Source organism: Gordonia paraffinivorans NBRC 108238 (assembly GCF_000344155.1).
Taxonomy (GTDB): domain Bacteria; phylum Actinomycetota; class Actinomycetes; order Mycobacteriales; family Mycobacteriaceae; genus Gordonia; species Gordonia paraffinivorans.
Genome location: NZ_BAOQ01000009.1, coordinates 56,483 through 76,630 on the forward strand (window position 1 = coordinate 56,483; position 20,148 = coordinate 76,630).

The window sequence follows — 20,148 nt, forward strand, 5'->3', positions numbered from 1 at the left end:
CGGCGCGGTCCCCACCGCCGTGTCGCGCTAGCGTTGCTGCCATGCCACGCACAGCCGCCGACATCGGGCCCGCCGCCACGGAATTCCTCACCGAACGCCACCTCGGGACGCTCGCGACGCTGCGCGCCGACGGCACGCCGCACGTCGTCGCGGTCGGGTTCACCTGGGATCCCGAGGCCGGTCTCGCCCGCGTGATCACCGTCGAGGGCAGCCAGAAGGTCCGCAACGTCGACCGCGGCGGATACGCGTCGGTCACCAACATCGACGGCCCGCGGTGGCTGACACTCGAGGGGCCGGCCCGGGTGACCCGTGAGCCCGAACGGGTCCGCGACGCCGAGGAGCGCTACGCGCGCCGGTACCGGCAGCCGCAGCCGAATCCGCGCCGCGTCGCCATCGAGATCGAGGTGAAGCGCGTCATGGGCTCGGCGGTGTTCTTCGGCTGAGGGCGCGGCGTCAGAGCTGCACGAGCTCGTGCGGCCGGTTGTTGAGCGACTCGCAACCGTCTTCGGTGACGACGACGATGTCCTCGATGCGCGCTCCCCAGCGACCGGAGAAGTACACGCCCGGTTCGACGCTGAAGGCCATCCCCGGGCGCAGGACGATGTCGTTGCCCTCGACGATGTAGGGCTCCTCGTGGACCGACAGACCGATGCCGTGGCCGGTGCGGTGGATGAACTTGTCCGCCAGGCCATGTGCGCGGAGCAGATCGCGTGCGGCGGCGTCAACCGATTCGGCCGTGACACCGGGCCGGACCGCCGCCACCGCGGCGCGTTGCGCGTCGTGCAGCACAGCGTAGGCGTCGGCGATCTCGGTCGGCGGTTGCTCGAAGCAGTAGGTGCGGGTCGAGTCGGAGTTGTAGCCCGGTTCCACCGGTCCCCCGATGTCGATGACGACGATGTCGGAGCGTTCGATGACGCGATCGGAGAACTCGTGGTGCGGATCGGCGCCGTTGGGTCCGGAGCCGACGATGATGAACGCCGCCTCGCTGTGGCCCTCGGCGAGGATCGCGGCGCGGATGTCGTCGGCGACCTCGCGTTCGGTGCGGCCGGGGACCAGCCATTCCCCCATACGGGCGTGCACCCGGTCGATGGCGGAGCCGGCGCGACGGAGCGCCTCGATCTCGGCGCCGTCCTTGACCATGCGGAGTTCGCGCAGCACGGCGGTGGCCAGTTGTGGTGTGGCGCCGGTCTTGTGGGCGAACGGGATCACATGCAGGGCGGGCATCGAATCCGAGACCGCGATCGCGGCCCCCGCACCGATCCCCGACAGCGCGAGTGAGTATGGATCGTCGCCGTCGACCCAGTCGGCGACCTCGATGTCGAGTTCGCCGACGGCAGAGGCGGACAACGACGGCACCTCCAGTCGGGCGATCACCAGCCTCGGGGTGCCCGCCGCCGGGACGACGAGAGCGGTGAGACGCTCGAAGGTGTCGGCACGGGAGCCCACGAGATAGCGCAGATCCGGTCCGGGCGACACCACCAGCGCGTCGAGGCCCGCCTCGGCGGTCAGCTCCGCGGCACGGCGCATCCGGTCGCGATAGACCTCCGGGGCGAAGAGCGGTGCCGCGGCATCGGCCGGATCGGCGGTGGGCGTGGTGCTCTGAGACGCTGCCATGGTCGAAGACTACCGCCGGGTGCGCGGGTCGTGGTGACGCGGCGGAGCCGTCAATGCGAGAGTGTGAGGGTGACGGATTCGTTGATGCTGCTCGACGGTGCGAGCCTGTGGTTCCGGTCGTTCTACGCCCTGCCCGAGAAGATGACCAGCCCCGACGGGCGGCCGGTCAACGCGGTCCGGGGATTCATCGACACGATCGCCAATCTCGTGACCCGCGAACACCCGACCCGTCTCGTGGTGTGTCTGGACCTCGACTGGCGTCCCGACTTCCGCACCGAGCTCATCCCGTCGTACAAGGCGCATCGCGTCGCCGTCGAGGACGGCGCCACGGATCCCACCGGCGCCTCCACGATCGACGTCGAGGAGGTGCCGGACACGCTCACCCCGCAGGTCGACATGATCATGGACGTCCTCGCCGCAGCGGGTATCGCCACGTCCGGGGCGGTGGGATGCGAGGCCGACGACGTGATCGGGACGTTGGCCTACGACGAGGCGAAGGACCCGGTGATCGTCGTCAGCGGCGACCGCGACCTGCTGCAGGTGGTCGCCGACGACCCGGTTCCGGTGCGCGTCCTCTACGTGGGCCGCGGCCTCGCCAAGGCCGAGATGATGGGACCGGTCGAGGTCGCCGAGAAGTACGGCGTGCCGGTCGAGCGGGCGGGCATGGGCTATGCGGAGATGTCGATGCTGCGCGGCGATCCGTCCGACGGCCTGCCCGGTGTGGCCGGCATCGGCGAGAAGACCGCGGCGAAACTCATCAGCGAGTACGGCAGCCTCGACGCCCTCGAGGCTGCGGCGAACGACCCGGCGTCGAGCCTGCCGACGCGGGCGCGCAAGGCGTTGCTGGCGTCCGCCGATTACCTGGAGAAGGCGCGGACCGTGGTGTGTGTGCGCACCGACGCCGACACGATCGACAGCGGACCCGACACCCTGCCGTCGGAACCCGCCGACCCCGAGGCACTCGATGCGCTCGTCGAGGAGCTGGGCATCGGTGCCTCGGTGGGCCGGCTGTCGAAGGCGCTGGGCTGGAGCTGACCGATCAGCTCGGGCGCGAGACCTCGTATTTGCCGTCGTCGTCGATGAAGGTGACGGTGACCTTCTGGTCCTGGCCGCCGACCTTGACCGAGCAGGTGAACGACTCGCCCTTCTTCACGCGCTGACCCGACGGGCACTTGACGTCGCTCACCTCCGAGGCCTGGTAGTCCTCGGTGAGGATCTTCTGGACGCCCTGCTGCGCGGCCTGCTGGTCGAGGTTCTTCGGCGCCCAACCCGGCCATGCGAAGGCGGTGATCAGCAGGATCGCCGCGACGAGGACGAGCACACCGCCGCCGGCGAACAGCGCGGTGCGCAGCTTCTTGTTCGACTTCGGCGGAGTGGCCATCCCGGCGAACTGATCCGATCCACCGAACTGCTGGCCGTAGGGGCCCTGAGTGCCCGGGGCCTGGCCCGGCTGACCGTACTGGCCCGGCTGGCCGAACTGACCCGGCTGGCCGAACTGACCCGGCTGACCCGGCTGGGCGAACTGACCGGGCTGACCCGGCTGGCCGTACGGCTGCGACGGGCCGCCGAAGCCGGGAGCGCCGTAGTTCGGCTGTCCGGGTGCCTGCTGGCCGAAGCCCTGCTGATCGGGCGGACCGTACTGCCCGCCGGGCTGCGAGGCCGGGAACGCCACCTGGGTCGGCTGGGCCTGGCCGGGCTGGGGCGGGCCCGGGTCGGGCTGGTTCTGCGGGAATCCGCCCTGCGGCGGTTGGCCGTACGGATTCTGCTGGTACGGGTTCTGCGGTGGCTGACCGAACGCCGGGTTCTGGTTGACGGTGGTCGGGTCGGCCTGCGGCGCGCCTGCGCCCTGTTGTGTACCCGGCGAGTTGATGATCTCGGTCTTGTCCGAAGATCCCGGCCGGCCCGGGTCGGGTTGGGACGGATTCGGGTTGTACGGGTCGGTCATGAGTCCCTCCCACTCGGCCTGACCCCTCTGTGGGTGTCGGCGAACTGTGACGTCACGCGGCAGCGCCGGGAGCGATCCCACCCCGACACCGAATGCGCGATGAACGTTACCTCAGCTGATGGCGAGTATCAGGAAACGATCCACGGGACGCGCGGGCACGTCGTCCGGCCGGCGGACGACGGGGCCGGTCGGCTCCGTTGACCAGCGACAACCTTGCTCGCGCCTGGTTCTCAGCCCAGCTCGGCCGCGACCACACCGCGCCGGATCGCCTTCACCGCCGCACGAGCGGTCCCGCCGAGACGCGTGTCGGTGCCGACGCACAGCCGGATCTGCTCGAGCAGGTCGATGACCTGGCGGTTCCAGCGCACGAAGTCGCCCGGCGACAGCAACTGTCCCCGCTCGCCGGCCAGGACGAGGGCCTCTGTCAAGGAGCGTCCGGAGGCCCAGGTGGCGACGGCGAGCGAGAACCCGGTGTCGGGTTCGCGCGTGGGGGTCACCCGATGGCGGGCCTCGACGGCGGTGACGCGGTTCCAGATGTCGACGGTCGCCCCCAACGCCACGCGCAACGACCGGCTGCCGGGCATCGTGTCGATGCCGCCGTAGCTGTCGCGACGGCTCTCGAAGACGAGGGCGGCGACGACGGCGGCGAGATCCGACGGCGACAGTTCCTCCCACACACCGGCGCGGATGCACTCGGTGACCACGAGGTCGCTCTCGCTGTAGATGCGGGAGAGCACCCGCCCGGCGTCGGTGACGCGCATCGTGTGGCCGGTCGACTCCGAGGCGTCGCGGACCTTCTCGAGATATCCGAGCTCGGTCAGCACGCCGACGATGTGGTCGAAGGTGATACCCAGCGTCGACGTGCGTTCGCCGATGGCGCGCTCGGCGTTGACGATGTCGCGCAGGAGCCGGTTGCGCCGCTCGGCCAGACGGAACAGTTCGTCGCCGTTGTCGAGTTGATGGGCCGGGTGCTCGCGCAACGTGCGCCGGAGAGCACGCAGCTCGGGGTCGTCGGCCGCATCCGACCGCTTCTTCGACCGTCCGCGCGGCATCTCGATGCCGGTGGACCGCAGTGCGGAGGCGAGGTCGCGGCGTCCGCGCCCGGTCCGGCGATCGGCGTTCTTCGGCAGGCGCATGTTGCCCAGGACCTCGGGCGGATTCACGAAGTCGCGCAAGGCGACCCGGCCACACCATGCGTCCTCGGTGACGACGAGCGGCTTGGGGTCGGCGGCCTGCGTCGCCGGTTCGACGACCACCGCCAGACCGCGGTGCCGGCCGACCGGCACCGCGATGACGTGGCCGCGCTTGAGTGCGGCGAGGTCGGCGACGATCGCGTCCTCGGTATGGATACGCTTGCGGTACTTCAGGTCTCGCTCGCGGCGCCGGATGTCCTCGCGCAGGGTGATGTACCCGAGGAAGCCCTCGTAGGGTTCGGCGTCCTCGCCGCCGCCGGGTTCGAGTCCCCTCGCCTCCGCGGCGCGGGCGAGTTCGGCGTCGAGCCGGCGCAGCGCCCGCTGCGACTCGTGCAGCTTGCGGGCCTGCCCCACCACCGACCGGTCGGCCTGGAACTGCGCGAACGACCGGTGCAGGAGTTCACGCGCGCCGTCGAGTCCGAGCCGGTCCAGCAGGTTGACGGCCATGTTGTATTCGGGCGAGAAGGAGCTTCGAAGCGGGAAGGTGCGGGCGCCGGCGAGACCGGCGACCTCCTCGGGCACCACCTCGGGGGTCCACACCACGACGGCGTGTCCCTCGACGTCGATGCCGCGGCGACCCGCCCGGCCGGTCAGCTGCGTGTACTCCCCCGGCGTCAGGTCGACGTGCGACTCGCCGTTGTACTTGACGAGACGCTGGAGCACCACCGACCGCGCCGGCATGTTGATGCCGAGCGCGAGGGTCTCGGTCGCGAACACCATCTTGACCAGACCCTTGACGAACAGTTCCTCGACAGCGTGCCGGAACATCGGCAACAGACCCGCGTGGTGCGCGGCGAGGCCTCGGCGCAGTCCCTCGCGCCATTCGTCGACGCCGAGGACGTCGGCGTCGCCCGGCGACAGGTCCGACAGGTGCCGGTCGACCACCTCGTCGACGGCGGCCGCCTCCTCCGGCGCGAGCAGGGACAGCCCCGAGCGCAGGCACTGCGACAGCGCCGCGTCGCAGCCGGCGCGCGAGAAGATGAAGTCGATGGCCGGCAGCAGGCCCTCGCGGTCGAGCACGCCGACCATGTGCGGCCGAGACAGGACCGCGCCCCGGCCACCCCGGTGCCGGGGCGCGCCGCTGCGGCGGCCGCGGCCCCGGGCCTCGCGGTCGTCCTCGGCGAGGAGGATGCGGTGCCGGATCTGGCGCTTGAGGTCGGGATTGACCCGCGGCCGGGCCCCTGTGCGCCTCTCGGGGGCGCGGTCGGCGGGGTCGAACAGGTCGAACAACCGGTTGCCGACCAGCATGTGCTGCGACAACGGCACCGGCCGGTGCTCGTCGACAATGACCGAGGTGTCTCCGCGCACGGTCTGGATCCAGTCGCCGAACTCCTCGGCGTTGCTGACCGTCGCCGACAGGCTCACCACCCGCACCGACGGTTCGAGGTGCAGGATGACCTCCTCCCAGACCGCCCCTCGGAAGCGGTCGGCGAGGAAGTGGACCTCGTCCATGACGACGTGCGACAGGCCGTCGAGGGCACGGGACTCGGCGTAGATCATGTTGCGCACGACCTCGGTCGTCATGACGACGACCGGGGCGTCGGGGTTGATCGACGAGTCGCCGGTGAGCAGGCCGACCGACTCGTGGCCGTGGACGGCGACCAGGTCCGCGTACTTCTGGTTGCTCAGTGCCTTGATCGGCGTCGTGTAGAAGCACTTGGTGCCGCCGGCCAGGGCGAGATGCACGGCGAACTCGCCGACGATCGTCTTGCCCGCACCGGTGGGGGCGCAGACGAGAACGCCGTGCCCGGCTTCGAGGGCCTCACAGGCACGGCGCTGGAAGTCGTCGAGTCCGAAGTCGAGCAGCGACGTGAACGCGTCGAGGTGCGTCACAGGACGTCGTCGAACGTGTCACGGTCCCGCGTGGAGGTCCTGGTGGCGTTGGGGGCCCCGGAGGCCGAGGTCGCGACCGGCGACGGCGGCGGGACCGGGCGCATCGGCGGCAGCGGGCTCGCCTCGTCGTCGGAGAGTCCCTCCCACGCCGGGGCCTTCTTGGCCAGCCGCTTGTCATGGATGCGGGCGAACTGGATCGCGAACTCCAGCAGGACGGTCAGCGCCAGCGCGAGCGCGAGCATGGTGAACGGATCCTGGCCGGGCGTCACGATCGCCGCGAACACGAACATGGCGAAGATCAGGCCGCGCCGCCACTTCTTGAGCCGCTCGTAGGGCAGCACGCGGACGATGTTCAGCGCGATGATCAGCAACGGGAGCTCGAAGCTCACACCGAAGATCACCAGCACGTTGATCATGAAGCCGAAGTACTGGTCGCCGGCCAGCGCCGTGACCTGCACCTCGTTGCCGACCGTCAACAGGAAGTCGAAGGCCTTGGCGACGACCACGTAGGCGAGAACGGCACCGGCGACGAACAGGGTCGTCGCGATCGACACGAATGCGAGGCCGTAGCGGCGTTCGTTGTCGTGCAGGCCCGGGGTGATGAACTGCCACGTCTGGTACATCCAGACCGGGCACGCCATCACGATGCCGGCGGTCAGCGCGACCTTGAGTCGCAGCATGAACTGGTCGAACGGACCGGTCGCCAGCAGACGGCACGAGTCGTCGGCGGTCAGGCTCGCCCGTGCCGAGGGCGGCAGGTCGCAGTACGGGCCGCGGAGCATGTCGCCGAGCGACGGCACGCCGAGGAAGCCGTAGCTGTACCAGACGAAACCAAGGATGGTGGTCGCGATGATGGCCAACATCGAGATGACCAGTCGCGTGCGCAACTCATAGAGATGCTCCACCAACGACATGGTGCCGTCGGGGTTGAGTTTGCGCTTGCGGTATCGAGGGTCGAAGGGGATGCGCACCCGAACTCTCCGACGCGCCCCTATGCCGATTTCTTGGCGTCGGCGTTCGACGAGGTGCCCGGCTGCTCGCCGTCAGCGGACGGGAGTTCGCGCTGCGGCTCGGCGGGAGCCGCGGAGGCCGACGGCTGGTCGTCCTTCTGCATCTCCTTGACCTCGCTCTTGAAGATGCGCAGCGACTGCCCGAGGCCTCGAGCCATGTCCGGCAGCTTCTTCGCGCCGAACAGAAGCACCAGCACCACGACGACGATCGCCCAATGCCACGGTGACATGAAGCCCATGAGTAAACCCTTCAGGTCGAAGCCAGATGAAACTGATGCTACCCGAGTCCAGCTCAGACCGTGTCAGGCGCCGACCGGCGATATCGGTCACGTGCGCGGGCGGCGGCCACGGCGACGGCCTCGGCGATCGCCGGTTCGTCGAACACCCGCACCGATCCGCCGAACCCGAGCACGAAGCGGGTCAGCCAGTCGGGCGAGCCGTAGACCATCCGGACGCGCACCGGCTGGTCGGGCTCGCGGTCCTCGATCCGGGTGATCGGCTCGACCGGGTAGTAGTCGAGAATCCACAGGTGATCCGGGTCGATCTCGAGTTCGACGGCGGGCAGGTCCGGGTTCTCGGGCAACAGCACCGACTGCGGCGACGCCTCGGCTTCGGCGGGCGGGCGGCTCGACTCGTCGAGGGCCTCCGCGGTGTCGATGCGGTCGAACCGGAACAGCCGCACCCCCTCGGCCATCCGGCACCACGCCTCGAGGTAGGTGTGCTGGTCCATCACCTGCAGGCGGATGGGGTCGACGACCCGCTCGGAGACGCTGTCGCGGCTGGCCGAGTAGTACCGCAGCCGCAGGGCGCGACCCTTGCGGACCGCCTCCCGGACGGTCGTGTAGGTGGGGTTGTCCCGCGCCGGCTCCGAGTCGTCGGGACCGGGCAGACCCGGGACCGCGGTCGCCCCGACCGCCTCCTCGATCTTGGCGATCGCCCGCCGGGCGGCCGCGACGTCCACGACGCCGGGGGTCTCGACCAGGGCACGGAGCGCGACGAGCAGGGTGCTCGCCTCGATCGTCGTCAACCGGAGCGGACGGTCCATGCCGGCGGTGAAGCCGACGTTCACGAACCCCTCGCTGAACTCGAGTTCGATCAGGTCGTCGGGGTAGTAGCCGGGCAGCCCGCAGACGAACAGCAGCTCGAGGTCCTTGGTGAGCTGGGTCGGGGTGACGCCGAGTTCGCGAGCGGCCTGTTCGATCGAGATGCCGTTGCGGGCCTGGAAGTACGGGACCATCGCCAGCAACCGGGTGAGCCGCGACGGCTGTGCTGCGGCCATCAGGCGCTCACCCCCGCCAGCCGGTCGAGTGCGGCGACCACGAGGTCGCGCAGTTCGGGCGGGTCCAGGACGACCGCATCGGCGCCGGCGCCGAGCACCATCCGCGCCACCGCCGACAGCGAGTGGATCTCGACGGTCAGCACGTCACCCGCCTCCCCGTCCAGCTCCCCCGGCTCGGAGGCCGCCGCCGCACGTCGCAGGCCGGCGGCGCGCCCGGCGGCCACCCAGATCCGCGCGGTGCGGCCGTCGGTGCCCGCGGCGGAGTCGACGGCGGCGGACACGATCTTCTGCAGGTCGGTGCCCTCGGGCACCGTCACCGCGCCGGCGCGACCGACCGCCTTGACCGAGGAGATCCTCGACAGCCGGAAGGTGCGGGTCGCCTGACGGTCGAGATCGTGGCCAACGACGTACCAGCGTCCGCGATGGGACACCACGCCCCAGGGCTCCAGGCGACGGGTCGCCGGGGTCGCGGTCGCCGAGGAGCGGTGCGTGAACTCGACCGCACGCCGGTCCTGGACGGCGTTGAGCAACCCGGCGATGACCTGCTCCGAGCCCATCGACCGGGTCGAGCCGCCCGCGGTGATGCCGAGGTCGTCCTCGCTGCGTACGTCGAGGCCGGCGGCGCGGAGCTTGAGGATCGCCGACTGCGACAGGGTCGACACCTCCGGGGTGTCCCACAGCGCCGCGGCCATCGCGATCGCCGCGGCCTCCTCGGAGTCCAGGGAGATGTCGGGCAGTTCGTAGGTGTCGCGGTCGATGCGGTAGCCCTCGGCACCGCCAGACATCGGGGAACGCCCGGTCACCAGCGGGATGCCGAGGTCGCGCAGTTCGTTCTTGTCGCGCTCGAACATCCGGTTGAACGCCTCGTCGGACTGGCCTTCGTCGGAGTAGCCCGCGACGTTCTTGCGGATGTACTCGGCGGTGACGTACTGCCGCGTCCACAACAGGCAGATCACGAGGTTGAGCAGTCGCTCGACTTTGGGAGTGGCCACAGGGTCAGGTTAGAACGTACGTGCGGTCGGTGGGCGAAGGCACGCGGCGCCGGCACAGACCTGCCGGCCCCGCCGCGTCACATCGACGCGATCAGTCGGTCGACGCGCTCGTCGACGCTGCGGAAAGGGTCCTTGCACAGCACGGTGCGCTGGGCCTGGTCGTTGAGCTTGAGATGGACCCAGTCGACGGTGAAGTCGCGTCCGGCCTTCTGCGCGGCGGCGATGAAGTCGCCGCGCAGCTTGGCGCGCGTGGTCTGCGGCGGCTCGGTGACCGCCTGCTTGATCGCCTCGTCGGTGGTCGCACGCGCGACGAGCCCCTTGCGCATCAGCACGTCGAACACGCCGCGCCCGCGCTTGATGTCGTGGTAGGCGAGGTCGAGCTGGGCGATCTTCGGGTCGGAGAGCTCCATCGAGTACCGGTCCTGGTAGCGCTGGAACAGCTTGCGCTTGATGACCCAGTCGATCTCGGTGTCGACCTTGGAGAAGTCGTCGGTCTCGACCGCGTCGAGCATGCGGCCCCACAGGTCGACGACCATGTCCATCTCGGGATCGGGACGCCGGTTGGCCATGTGCTCGACGGCGCGGGCGTGGTACTCGCGCTGGATGTCGAGGGCGCTGGCCGTGCGGCCGCCGGCGAGCCGGACCTGGCGGCGGCCGGTCGGGTCGTGACTGACCTCGCGGATCGCGCGGATCGGGTTGTCGAGGGCGAAGTCTCGGAACGCCACGCCGGCCTCGATCATCTCCAGCACCAGCGCCGCCGAACCGACCTTGAGCAGCGTGGTCATCTCCGACATGTTGGAATCGCCGACGATGACGTGCAGACGCCGGTACTTCTCGGCGTCGGCGTGGGGTTCGTCGCGGGTGTTGATGATCGGGCGCGAACGGGTGGTCGCCGAGGAGACGCCCTCCCAGATGTGCTCGGCGCGCTGCGACAGGCAGAACGTGGCCGCCTTCGGGGTCTGCAGGACCTTGCCCGCGCCGCAGATGAGCTGGCGGGTGACCAGGAACGGCAGGAGCACGTCGGAGATGCGGGAGAACTCCCCCGCCCGCACGACGAGGTAGTTCTCGTGGCAGCCGTAGGAGTTGCCGGCGGAATCGGTGTTGTTCTTGAACAGGTAGATGTCGCCGCCGATGCCCTCGTCGGCCAGGCGCTGTTCGGCGTCGACGAGCAGGTCCTCGAGGACCAGCTCACCGGCGCGGTCGTGATTGATGAGCTGGATCAGGCCGTCGCACTCGGCCGTCGCGTACTCCGGATGCGAGCCCACATCGAGGTAGAGCCGGGCACCGTTCTGCAGGAAGACGTTGGAGGAGCGTCCCCACGACACGACGCGCCGGAACAGGTACCGGGCCACCTCGTCGGGGCTGAGCCGACGATGACCGTGGAACGTGCACGTGACACCGAATTCGGTCTCGATGCCCATGATTCGTCGCTGCACTTGACCAACCCTACCCGCGGGACCCGCGGACGACCGGGCATGAGAACCCGGCCGCCGCGAGCCGTCGCGTCACTGATTCGATCCGTCTCCGGAGTCGTCGGATGTCGTTTCCCCGGTTGGGGTGTCGCCAGTCGACTCCTCGGCGGAGGCGGTCGGAGCCGGCAGGTGCTGCTCGACCGCCGCGGTGGTCAGACGCTTGAACGCCCGCCGCGGACGGTTGCGGTCGAGGATCGCGACCTCGAGGTCGCCGGCGGTGAGTTGCCGGGGCGTGCCGGCCGTGCCGTTCCCGGCGTCGGTCGGCGTGGCCAGGGCCTTGACCGCGACGCCGATCGCCTCGCCGAGTTCCATGTCGGGCCGGTAGGTCTCCCTGAGCGCGGCGGCGATGGGCTCGGTGTTGCCGCCCATGACCAGGAACCGCGTCTCGTCGGTGATCGACCCGTCGTAGGAGATCCGATACAGCTGAGACGGTTTCGGCTTGCCCGGGCGGGCGACCTCGGCCACGCACAACTCCACCTCGAACGGCTTGGCCTGCTCGGTGAAGACGCTGCCGAGCGCGTTGGCGTAGGTGTTCGCCAGCGACAGGCCGGAGACATCGCGCCGGTCGTAGCTGTAACCGCGCATGTCGGCGAGCTGGATGCCCGCCTTGCGCAGACTCTCGAACTCGTTGTACTTGCCGACCGCGGCGAAACCGATCCGGTCGTAGATCTCGCTGGTCTTGCGGAGCGTGTTGGACGGGTTCTCCGCCACGAACAGCACACCGTCGGCGTAGGTCAGGATGACCACGGACCGGCCGCGGGCGATCCCCTTGCGTGCGAGCTCCGAGCGATCGCGCATGATCTGCTCGGCACTGGCGTAGTACGGGAACGTCATCGCGCACCCCCCTCGTGCTGGGAGGCGCGGCGTTCGACGACGGTCCGCGCCACGTTCTCGATCTCGTCCGCGTCCACCTCCCGGGCGCCCTCGGCGTCGACGACGGCGGCCATCGGGAAGATCCGGCGCACCAGGTCCGGACCGCCGGTGGCCGAGTCGTCGTCGGCGGCGTCGTAGAGCGACTCGACCGCGATCGACAGCGCCTCGTCGGCGGTCAGGTCCGGACGGTAGAGCTTCTTCAGCGACGACTTGGCGAAGACCGAACCGGAGCCGATGGCGGTATAGCCGCCGAACTCCTCGTGCCGGTCGCCGGCCACGTCGAAGGTGAAGATCCGGCCCGGTTCGCGCGGGTCGTCGTGGTCGGTGTCGTACCCGACGAGCAGCGGGATCGCCGCGAGGCCCTGCATCGCCGCGCCGAGGTTGCCGCGGACCATGCTGGCCAGGCGGCTCACCTTGCCGTCGAGGGTCAGCGGGACGCCCTCGATCTTCTCGTAGTGTTCGAGCTCCACGGCGAACAGGCGCACCATCTCGATCGCGATACCCGCGGTGCCGGCGATGCCGGCCGCCGAGTAGTCGTCGGTGATGTAGACCTTCTTGACGTCGCGGGTGGCGATCAGGTTGCCCATCGTGGCGCGCCGGTCACCGGCGATCACCACGCCGCCCGGGTAGGACACGGCGACGATGGTCGTGCCGTGCGGGATGTCGCCCGCACCGTCGACGCCCCCGGCGAAGGTGCCCACGCGGTCAACCTGCGCCTGGGGCAGCTGCTCCGGGGCATGGCGCCGGAGGAACTCGGTGAACGACGAGATGTCGGCGCCCAGAGCGGAACCGGTACGGAACTGTGAGAGTGGGGGCAGTGAACCGAAACCGTCGCTCACTGGCCGCCCTTCTGCACGTACGCACGCACGAAGTCCTCCGCGTTCTCCTCGAGAACGTCATCGATCTCGTCGAGCAGGTCGTCGGTGTCCTCGGCAAGCTTCTCGCGACGTTCCTGTCCGGCACCGGAATCGGGGCCCACGCCCTCGTCGTCGCCGCCACCACCACGCTTGGTCTGTTCCTGCGCCATCTGCTGCCTCCTTCAACCGATCGCCCCGTGTCGGGCTGCCCGTGACCGAGCCACCCAGGATCTGTTCGATCCGTCGGATCCGACCGGTGATCACCGGAAGCGACCCGTGGTGATTCGGCCTCGGAATCGTGTGCTCCCACACTACCTGTGGGAGCGACAACTGGGGCGGAACGAAGCACAACCCGGCGCCGTGTCCGACGCGCAGCGGGCCTCGTGAGGTCTCCGGTTTCCCGAACGCTCCCGGTCCTAGGTGGTGAGCTCGTCGACGAGCTCGGCGGCCGAGTCCACCTGCTCGAGCAGCTTGCCGACGTGCGCCTTGGTGCCGCGCAGCGGTTCCAGGGTCGGGATGCGCACCAGGGAGTCGCCGCCGAGGTCGAAGATGACCGAATCCCAGCTCGCCGCGGCCACATCCGCGCCGAACCGGCGCAGGCACTCGCCGCGGAAGTAGGCGCGCGTGTTCTCCGGCGGCTCGTGGACGGCGCGCAGCACGTCGTTCTCGTCGACGAGGCGCTTCATGGAGCCGCGCGCGACGAGCCGGTTGTACAGGCCCTTGTCCAGCCGGACGTCGGAGTATTGCAGGTCGATGAGCTGCAGGCGCGGCGCCGACCACGACAGCCCCTCGCGCTGGCGGAAGCCCTCGAGGATGCGGAGCTTGGCCGGCCAGTCCAGGATGTCGGCGCACTCCATCGGGTCGCGCTCGAGGCGGTCGAGGACGTCGGCCCAGGTCTCGAGGACGTGCTTGGCCCGCGCGTCGTCGGAGTGCTCCTGCTCGTGGAACTTCATGCAGCGTTCGAGGTACTCGCGCTGCAGCGCCAGGCCGGTCAGCTCGCGGCCGTCGGTGAGGGCGACGGTGGCGGTCAGGGTCGGATCGTGGCTGATGGTGTGGACCGCCTGGACCGGGCGCGCGAGTTCGATGTCGGAGAAGTCGACGCCGGCCTCGATCAGGTCGAGGACGAGGGCGGTGGTTCCGACCTTGAGATAGGTCGAGGTCTCGGCGAGGTTCGCGTCGCCGATGATCACGTGCAGGCGGCGATAGCGCTCGGGGTCGGCGTGCGGCTCGTCGCGGGTGTTGATGATGCCGCGCTTGAGGGTGGTCTCCAGGCCCACCTCGACCTCGATGTAGTCGGCACGCTGAGACAGCTGGAAACCGGCCTCGTCGCCGGACTGCCCGATGCCGACGCGACCGGATCCGACGATGACCTGGCGCGAGGCGAAGAACGTGGTGAGTCCCGCGATGACCGCGGTGAACGGCGTCTCGCGGGCCATCAGGTAGTTCTCGTGGGTGCCGTAGGAGGCGCCCTTGCCGTCGATGTTGTTCTTGTACAGCTGCAGCTTGGGAGCACCGGGAACGCTCGCCACGTGGCGTGCGGCGGCCTCCATGACGCGTTCGCCCGCCTTGTCCCAGATGACCGCGTCCATGGGGTCGGTGACCTCGGGCGCGGAGTACTCGGGATGGGCGTGGTCGACGTAGAGCCGGGCGCCGTTGGTGAGGATCATGTTGGCCGCGCCGATCTCGTCGGCGTCGATGATCGGGGCCGGGCCGGACCCCCGGCCGAGGTCGAAGCCGCGCGCATCGCGCAGCGGGGATTCCACCTCGTAGTCCCAGCGCGTGCGCTTGGCCCGCGGCACCCCGGCCGCCGCCGCGTAGGCGAGAACGGCCTGGGTGGAGGTCATGATCGGATTCGCGGTCGGGTCGCCGGGAGCGGAGATTCCGTACTCGACCTCGGTACCGATGATTCGCTGCATGCTTCGAGGGTAGAGGGTGGCCCGGAGGGCCTCGCATCGTCCCGTTCGCAGGTGGGGCCCGGTGGCAGTACCGTCATCGCCGTGAGAGCATTCCGCCGGTTCACCGTTCGGGTACCGCTGCCTGCCGAACTCGCCGCCCTCGGCCCCCTCTCGCAGAACCTGCGCTGGGCGTGGCATGCACCCACGCAGGAGCTGTTCGCCACCGTGGACCCGGATCTCTGGGCGCGAACCGGCGACCCGCTCCGGGTGCTCGCCGACGTCGACCCGGCGCGGTTGGCGCACCTGGCCGCCGACGAGCGCTTCTGCGCGAGGGTCGAACAGATCCACGACGAACTCCGGCAGTACCTCGCCGCCGGCCAGTGGTTCGACGGCTTCGCACAGACCCACCCGGTCCCGGCCGGCATCGCGTACTTCTCGATGGAGTTCGGCGTGTCCGAGGTCCTGCCCATCTACTCCGGCGGCCTCGGCATCCTGGCCGGCGACCACCTCAAGGCGGCGTCGGACCTGGGCCTGCCGCTGATCGGCGTCGGCCTGTTCTACCGCTCCGGATACTTCCGGCAGGGCCTCGACCGCGACGGGTGGCAGGTGGAGCGCTACCCGGTGAACGATCCCGCCGACCTCCCGATGACGTTGCTCACCGAGGACGGCGCGCCGGTGCTCGTGGAGATCTCGATGCCCGAGGGCCGGACGCTGACCGCGCAGATCTGGGTCGTCGAGGTCGGCCGGATCCCGTTGCTGCTGCTCGACTCCGACATCGCGGCCAACACCGACGACGCGCTGCGCGGGGTGACCGACCGCCTCTACGGCGGCGACCAGGAACACCGGATCCTGCAGGAGATCCTGCTCGGCATCGGCGGGATGCGGGCGCTGCGCGAGTACGTGCGCATCACCGGCCGTCCCGAGCCGACGGTCTTCCACATGAACGAGGGACACGCCGGCTTCCTCGGCACCGAGCGCATCCGCGAACTCGTCGCCGGCGGACTCGATTTCGACACCGCCGAGGCGGTGGTACGGGCGTCCAACATCTTCACCACCCACACCCCCGTCCCCGCCGGCATCGACCGCTTCCCCACCGAGCTCGTCACCCGCTACCTCGACGCCGACGAGTCCGGGATCTCGCGTCTGTTGCCGGGTCTTCCCGCCGCGACGGTGGTCGAACTGGGCGACGAGGCGGACCCTGCGGTGTTCAACATGGCGCACATGGGTTTCCGGCTCGGCCAGCGCAGCAACGGCGTCTCGCGGCTGCACGGCGAGGTCAGTCGCGAGATGTTCGCCGACCTGTGGCCGGGATTCGACGCCGCGGACGTCCCGATCGGGGCGGTCACCAACGGCGTCCACGGCCCGACCTGGGTGGCGCAGCGGTGGCGTGACTTCGCCTCGAGCGACGAGGATTCCGCGCCCGAGGCGTACGCGGCGCTGCCGGACGAGACGATCTGGTCCACCCACGAGCGGCTGCGCGCCGACCTCGTCGACGAGGTGCGCCGGCGAGCGCACGCCAGCGGACGCGACCGCGGTTTCACCGAGGCCGAACTCGCCTGGACCGCCGACCTGTTCGACCCGAAGGTGCTGACGATCGGGTTCGCCCGCCGCGCCGCCACCTACAAACGACTCACCCTGATGCTGCGCGACCCCGACCGCATGCGCCGCATCCTCACCGACCCCGACCGGCCGGTGCAGCTGGTGATCGCCGGCAAGGCCCATCCGGCCGACAACGGCGGCAAGTCGCTCATCCAGCAGATGGTGCGGTTCACCGAGGACCCCGCGTTGCGCGACCGCATCGTCTTCCTGCCGGACTACGACATCTCGATGGCCCGCCACATCTACGCCGGGTGCGACGTCTGGCTCAACAACCCGGTGCGACCGATGGAGGCGTGTGGGACGTCGGGCATGAAGTCCGCGCTCAACGGCGGACTCAACCTGTCGATCCTCGACGGCTGGTGGGACGAGATGGCCGACGGCGAGAACGGCTGGGCCATCCCGTCCGCCGAGGGCGTGGCCGACGAGAACCGCCGCGACGATCTCGAGGCCGAGGCGCTCTACACGCTGCTCGAGGAGACCGTCATCCCGCTGTTCTACGACCGCGACCACCGCGGCGTGCCCACCCGCTGGGTCGAGATGATGCGCCACACCCTCACCCGGCTCGGCCCGAAGGTGCTCGCGTCCCGGATGGTCCGCGACTACACGACCGAGCTGTACTGCCCGGCGGCCGCGGCGTTCGAGGCCGCATGCGCCGACGACCACTCGGGTGCGCGCGATCTGGCGGCCTATCGCCGCGCGCTGGAGACCTCGTGGGGTTCGGTGCTGATCGCCGGCGTCGAGGACGAGAGCCTCGACGGCGAACTCCGGGTCGCGGCACACGTCGGCCTCGGCGGGCTCGACCCGGAGACGGTGCGGGTGCAGCTCGTCCTCGGCCGTGTCGACGACGAGGGCGAGATCGTCGAACCCGCGATCACCGACATGTCCCCGACCGAGCGCGACGCGTCGGGCCGGACGGTGTTCGCGGTGACCGTGACGCCGCCGGCGTCGGGGCACCTCGGCTACACGGTGCGGGTGCTCCCCCGCCACGACCAGCTCTCGCACGACGCGGAGCTGGGCCTGGTGCGGTACCCGGTGGCCGGTTAGCGCTTCTTGAGCCGCAGTCTCGAGTAGGTGAACGCCAGCAGCAGCACGCTGATCACGGCCAGCACCGCGTAGGCGAGCGCGGAGTGCGCGACCGAGGTGTCCCACAGCGAGATGCGCTGCGGCGCGGCCGGGTTGATGTCGTGGAGGTCGACCGCACCGGCGGCCGCCACGTAGCCCCAGAACGACGGGAAGATCCACGACAGCTGCTGCAGCACCGCGCCGTCGAGCTTGAAGAGGCCGCCACAGAACACCAGTTGCACCATCACCACGATGACCAGCGGCGGCATCACCTGCTCGTTGGACTTCACCGCCGACGAGATGGCCAGGCCCACCAGGGTGCTCACGCAGGCGAGCACACCGACCGCGACCAGCAGCGCCAACGGCGGCGGCAGCACCGGCCCGCCGTACTCGGGCAGCCCCCGGCCGGCGAAGGTGATGCCGACCATGATGACCGTCTGCAGCACCGCGGCGACGAAGAACACCACGACCTTGGCGAAGAGGTAGGCACCGGGCCGCAGCCCGACGGCTCTCTCGCGTTCGAAGATGTCGCGCTCGCCCACCAGGTCGCGCACCGTCAGCGCCGCTCCCATGAACGCCGCGCCGACGACGAGGACCACCAGTATCTGGATCGCCTCGGCGCCGTCCTTCGGCGGCGGCGCGTTGGGGATGACCTCGAGACGGGCGAAGCCGCTCGATCCCGGGATCACCAGCGTCAGGAGGCCGAGGACCACCGGCAGCAGCACCAGGAAGACGAGGTAGCCGACGTCGGCGAAGACGAGCCGGACCTGCCGGCGCGCGATCGTCGACGCCTGGCGGGGGAAACTCGTGTGCGGCACCGGGATCGGCGGACCGGGCGGCCGCTGGGCCGGTGGCGGTGCCTGGCTTCTCCGATGCCGCTGGAGGTACCGCGTATGCGCGGCGTCGGGCTGATCGGCGACGTAGGCGAATATCTCCGCCCAGTCCGACGTGCCCATCTCCTGCTCGACCTGCGACGGCGGGCCGCAGAACGAGGTCTTGCCGCCGGGCGCGAGGAGCAGCACCTGATCACACATCGACAGGTAGGTCAGCGAGTGCGTCACCACGAGCACGACGCGGCCGGCGTCGGCGAGGCGACGCAGGGTCGCCATGACCTGGCGGTCGAGCGCCGGGTCGAGGCCCGACGTCGGCTCGTCGAGGATCAGCAGCGACGGCCCGGTGAGCAGCTCCATCGCCACCGAGGCGCGTTTCTGCTGACCGCCGGACAGCTTCTCCACGCGGGTGTCGACGTGTTCGGTGAGCTGCAGCTCGCCGAGCACGCCGTCGATGACGCGGTCGCGATCGGCCGTGGACAGGTCCGGTGGGAGGCGCAGCTCGGCTGCGTAGCGCAAGGCCTGTCGCAGCGTGAGCTTGTGATGGAGGACGTCCTTCTGCGGGACCATGCCGATGCGGGTGCGCAGCGCCTCGTATTCGGCGTGGACATTGCGGCTTTCGAAGGTCACCAGGCCCGACGTCGGCGAGTTCAGTCCGGCCACGATCTTCGACACCGTCGACTTGCCGGCACCCGAGGGACCGATCACCGCGGTGAGCGTGCCCGGGCCGGCGCTGAAATCGACGTCGGCGAGGAGCCGCTTGCCGCCGTCGACGACCAGGCTGACGCCGTGCACGTGGAGGCCGTCGGCGACCGCCGCGCGCTCCTGCCCGCGGATGAGGGTCCCGGCGGACACCACGAAGTCGCTGTTGCCGATGGTCACCACGTCGCCCTCGTTCAGCGGCGCGCTCGCGACCCGGTGGCCGTTGACGAAGGTGCCGTTGACCGAGCCGAGGTCCTCGATGACGAGCATCCCGCCGCGCGTCGACACGCGGGCGTGGTGGCGCGAGGCGAGGACGTCGCTGACGACGATGTCGTTGTCGGGGGTGCGTCCGATGCGCTGGACGCCGTGCAGCGAGATCGACTCCCGCTCGGGTGGCGTCGGCGCCCCCGGGAGTCGATAGACCGCGGAGACGTTCTGCTGCAACGACTGCAGATGCGGCGCGCTGCGCAGCTCCGGGGGCATCGGCGCGGGCGCCGCCGGACGCGGCGGGCCACCCGGGGACATCGCGGCGGGCATGCGCCCGGACAGCGGCGCGCTGCCCGGCCCGCCGAACCCGGCCGACCGGGGACCCGACGGGAACGCGCCGGGCGGGGCGGGCGTGCGCGGCACGGAACCGGGAGGCCGGTGGCCGGCGGGGTCGAACGCGACGTCGAGGACGGGACCGGTGGTGGCGTCGCCGAGACGCACCCGGGTCGGACCGGAGACCGCGAACTCCGGCACCCGCTGTCCCCCGGCGAAGAAGCCGTTGGTGCTGCCGAGGTCGACGAGATACCAGGCCGACCCGCGCCACTCGATCGCGAGATGGCGTCGCGACACCAGCGGGTGGTTGACGACGATGTCGTTGTCGGGCTCGCGGCCGAGGGTCAGACGCGGGGACTCGCCCAGCGGATGGGGCGGCCCGCCGTCGACGACCACCCGTCCACGCGCCATCGGAGAACTGTTCATCGCCGCCAACCTTAAACCGAGGAGCC

16 protein-coding genes are annotated in these 20,148 nt (G+C 70.2%); 3 read left to right on the forward strand and 13 right to left on the reverse strand.

What is annotated here, in order from left to right:
- The first annotated feature begins 41 nt into the window (after positions 1-41).
- On the forward strand, positions 42-443 hold the full coding sequence (locus GP2_RS05190) for a PPOX class F420-dependent oxidoreductase (RefSeq protein WP_006899426.1): 402 nt from the start codon (positions 42-44) through the stop codon (positions 441-443).
- 10 nt (positions 444-453) lie between these two features.
- Here the strand turns inward: GP2_RS05190 and GP2_RS05195 are convergent, their stop codons facing one another.
- The gene (locus tag GP2_RS05195) at positions 454-1,614 is read right to left on the reverse strand and encodes a M24 family metallopeptidase (RefSeq protein ID WP_006899427.1); all 1,161 of its coding nucleotides are present in this window, start codon (positions 1,612-1,614) and stop codon (positions 454-456) included.
- Between the two features lie 84 nt (positions 1,615-1,698).
- Here GP2_RS05195 and GP2_RS05200 point away from each other — a divergent pair, with 84 nt between their 5' ends.
- Positions 1,699-2,649 carry a 5'-3' exonuclease gene (locus GP2_RS05200; RefSeq protein ID WP_006899428.1) on the forward strand — a complete coding sequence of 317 codons (951 nt, stop codon included), beginning with the start codon at positions 1,699-1,701 and terminating at the stop codon, positions 2,647-2,649.
- A 4-nt stretch (positions 2,650-2,653) separates the two neighbouring features.
- Here the strand turns inward: GP2_RS05200 and GP2_RS05205 are convergent, their stop codons facing one another.
- From GP2_RS05205 to dop, 11 genes are all read right to left on the reverse strand, one after another.
- Complete coding sequence (locus tag GP2_RS05205) at positions 2,654-3,559, reverse strand: DUF4333 domain-containing protein (protein ID WP_006899429.1); 906 nt, start codon at positions 3,557-3,559, stop codon at positions 2,654-2,656.
- 230 nt (positions 3,560-3,789) lie between these two features.
- Entirely contained in the window at positions 3,790-6,585 is a 2,796-nt protein-coding gene (locus GP2_RS05210; RefSeq protein WP_006899430.1) for a DEAD/DEAH box helicase, read from the reverse strand.
- Positions 6,582-7,556: a twin-arginine translocase subunit TatC gene (tatC, locus tag GP2_RS05215; protein WP_006899431.1), complete on the reverse strand. Its 975-nt coding sequence runs from the start codon at positions 7,554-7,556 to the stop codon at positions 6,582-6,584. Before tatC ends, GP2_RS05210 begins: the two co-directional genes overlap by 4 nt.
- Before the next feature lie 20 nt (positions 7,557-7,576).
- The gene (gene tatA / locus GP2_RS05220; protein WP_006899432.1) at positions 7,577-7,834 is read right to left on the reverse strand and encodes a Sec-independent protein translocase subunit TatA; all 258 of its coding nucleotides are present in this window, start codon (positions 7,832-7,834) and stop codon (positions 7,577-7,579) included.
- Positions 7,835-7,887: 53 nt separating this feature from the next.
- Entirely contained in the window at positions 7,888-8,874 is a 987-nt protein-coding gene (locus GP2_RS05225; protein ID WP_006899433.1) for a helix-turn-helix transcriptional regulator, read from the reverse strand.
- A complete protein-coding gene (locus GP2_RS05230) occupies positions 8,874-9,866 on the reverse strand; it encodes a helix-turn-helix transcriptional regulator (protein WP_006899434.1) in 993 nt (330 codons plus the stop codon). Before GP2_RS05230 ends, GP2_RS05225 begins: the two co-directional genes overlap by 1 nt.
- 77 nt (positions 9,867-9,943) lie before the next feature.
- Positions 9,944-11,302 carry a Pup--protein ligase gene (gene pafA, locus GP2_RS05235; RefSeq protein WP_040526447.1) on the reverse strand — a complete coding sequence of 453 codons (1,359 nt, stop codon included), beginning with the start codon at positions 11,300-11,302 and terminating at the stop codon, positions 9,944-9,946.
- A 69-nt stretch (positions 11,303-11,371) separates the two neighbouring features.
- The gene (gene prcA / locus GP2_RS05240) at positions 11,372-12,172 is read right to left on the reverse strand and encodes a proteasome subunit alpha (protein ID WP_006899436.1); all 801 of its coding nucleotides are present in this window, start codon (positions 12,170-12,172) and stop codon (positions 11,372-11,374) included.
- On the reverse strand, positions 12,169-13,050 hold the full coding sequence (gene prcB, locus GP2_RS05245) for a proteasome subunit beta (protein WP_006899437.1): 882 nt from the start codon (positions 13,048-13,050) through the stop codon (positions 12,169-12,171). Before prcB ends, prcA begins: the two co-directional genes overlap by 4 nt.
- Positions 13,047-13,238, reverse strand: a complete 192-nt coding sequence (locus GP2_RS05250; protein ID WP_004019064.1) for a ubiquitin-like protein Pup — start codon at positions 13,236-13,238, stop codon at positions 13,047-13,049. Before GP2_RS05250 ends, prcB begins: the two co-directional genes overlap by 4 nt.
- 246 nt (positions 13,239-13,484) lie before the next feature.
- A complete protein-coding gene (dop, locus tag GP2_RS05255; protein WP_006899438.1) occupies positions 13,485-14,984 on the reverse strand; it encodes a depupylase/deamidase Dop in 1,500 nt (499 codons plus the stop codon).
- A gap of 81 nt (positions 14,985-15,065) precedes the next feature.
- Between dop and glgP the strand changes: the two genes are divergently transcribed.
- Complete coding sequence (gene glgP, locus GP2_RS05260) at positions 15,066-17,606, forward strand: alpha-glucan family phosphorylase (RefSeq protein WP_083900196.1); 2,541 nt, start codon at positions 15,066-15,068, stop codon at positions 17,604-17,606.
- Here the strand turns inward: glgP and GP2_RS05265 are convergent.
- A complete protein-coding gene (locus tag GP2_RS05265) occupies positions 17,603-20,107 on the reverse strand; it encodes an FHA domain-containing protein (RefSeq protein WP_040526468.1) in 2,505 nt (834 codons plus the stop codon). The genes glgP and GP2_RS05265 overlap by 4 nt on opposite strands.
- Between the last annotated feature and the right edge of the window lie 41 nt (positions 20,108-20,148).

Excerpts from the sequence above, each read along its gene's own strand:
- GP2_RS05190 (WP_006899426.1), top strand. The coding sequence starts at position 42 with ATGCCACGCACAGCCGCCGACATCGGGCCCGCCGCCACGGAATTCCTC.
- GP2_RS05195 (WP_006899427.1), bottom strand. The coding sequence starts at position 1,614 with ATGGCAGCGTCTCAGAGCACCACGCCCACCGCCGATCCGGCCGATGCC.
- GP2_RS05200 (WP_006899428.1), top strand. The coding sequence starts at position 1,699 with ATGCTGCTCGACGGTGCGAGCCTGTGGTTCCGGTCGTTCTACGCCCTG.
- GP2_RS05205 (WP_006899429.1), bottom strand. The coding sequence starts at position 3,559 with ATGACCGACCCGTACAACCCGAATCCGTCCCAACCCGACCCGGGCCGG.
- tatA (WP_006899432.1), bottom strand. The coding sequence starts at position 7,834 with ATGGGCTTCATGTCACCGTGGCATTGGGCGATCGTCGTCGTGGTGCTG.
- GP2_RS05225 (WP_006899433.1), bottom strand. The coding sequence starts at position 8,874 with ATGGCCGCAGCACAGCCGTCGCGGCTCACCCGGTTGCTGGCGATGGTC.
- prcA (WP_006899436.1), bottom strand. The coding sequence starts at position 12,172 with ATGACGTTCCCGTACTACGCCAGTGCCGAGCAGATCATGCGCGATCGC.
- GP2_RS05250 (WP_004019064.1), bottom strand. The coding sequence starts at position 13,238 with ATGGCGCAGGAACAGACCAAGCGTGGTGGTGGCGGCGACGACGAGGGC.
- dop (WP_006899438.1), bottom strand. The coding sequence starts at position 14,984 with ATGCAGCGAATCATCGGTACCGAGGTCGAGTACGGAATCTCCGCTCCC.
- GP2_RS05265 (WP_040526468.1), bottom strand. The coding sequence starts at position 20,107 with ATGGCGCGTGGACGGGTGGTCGTCGACGGCGGGCCGCCCCATCCGCTG.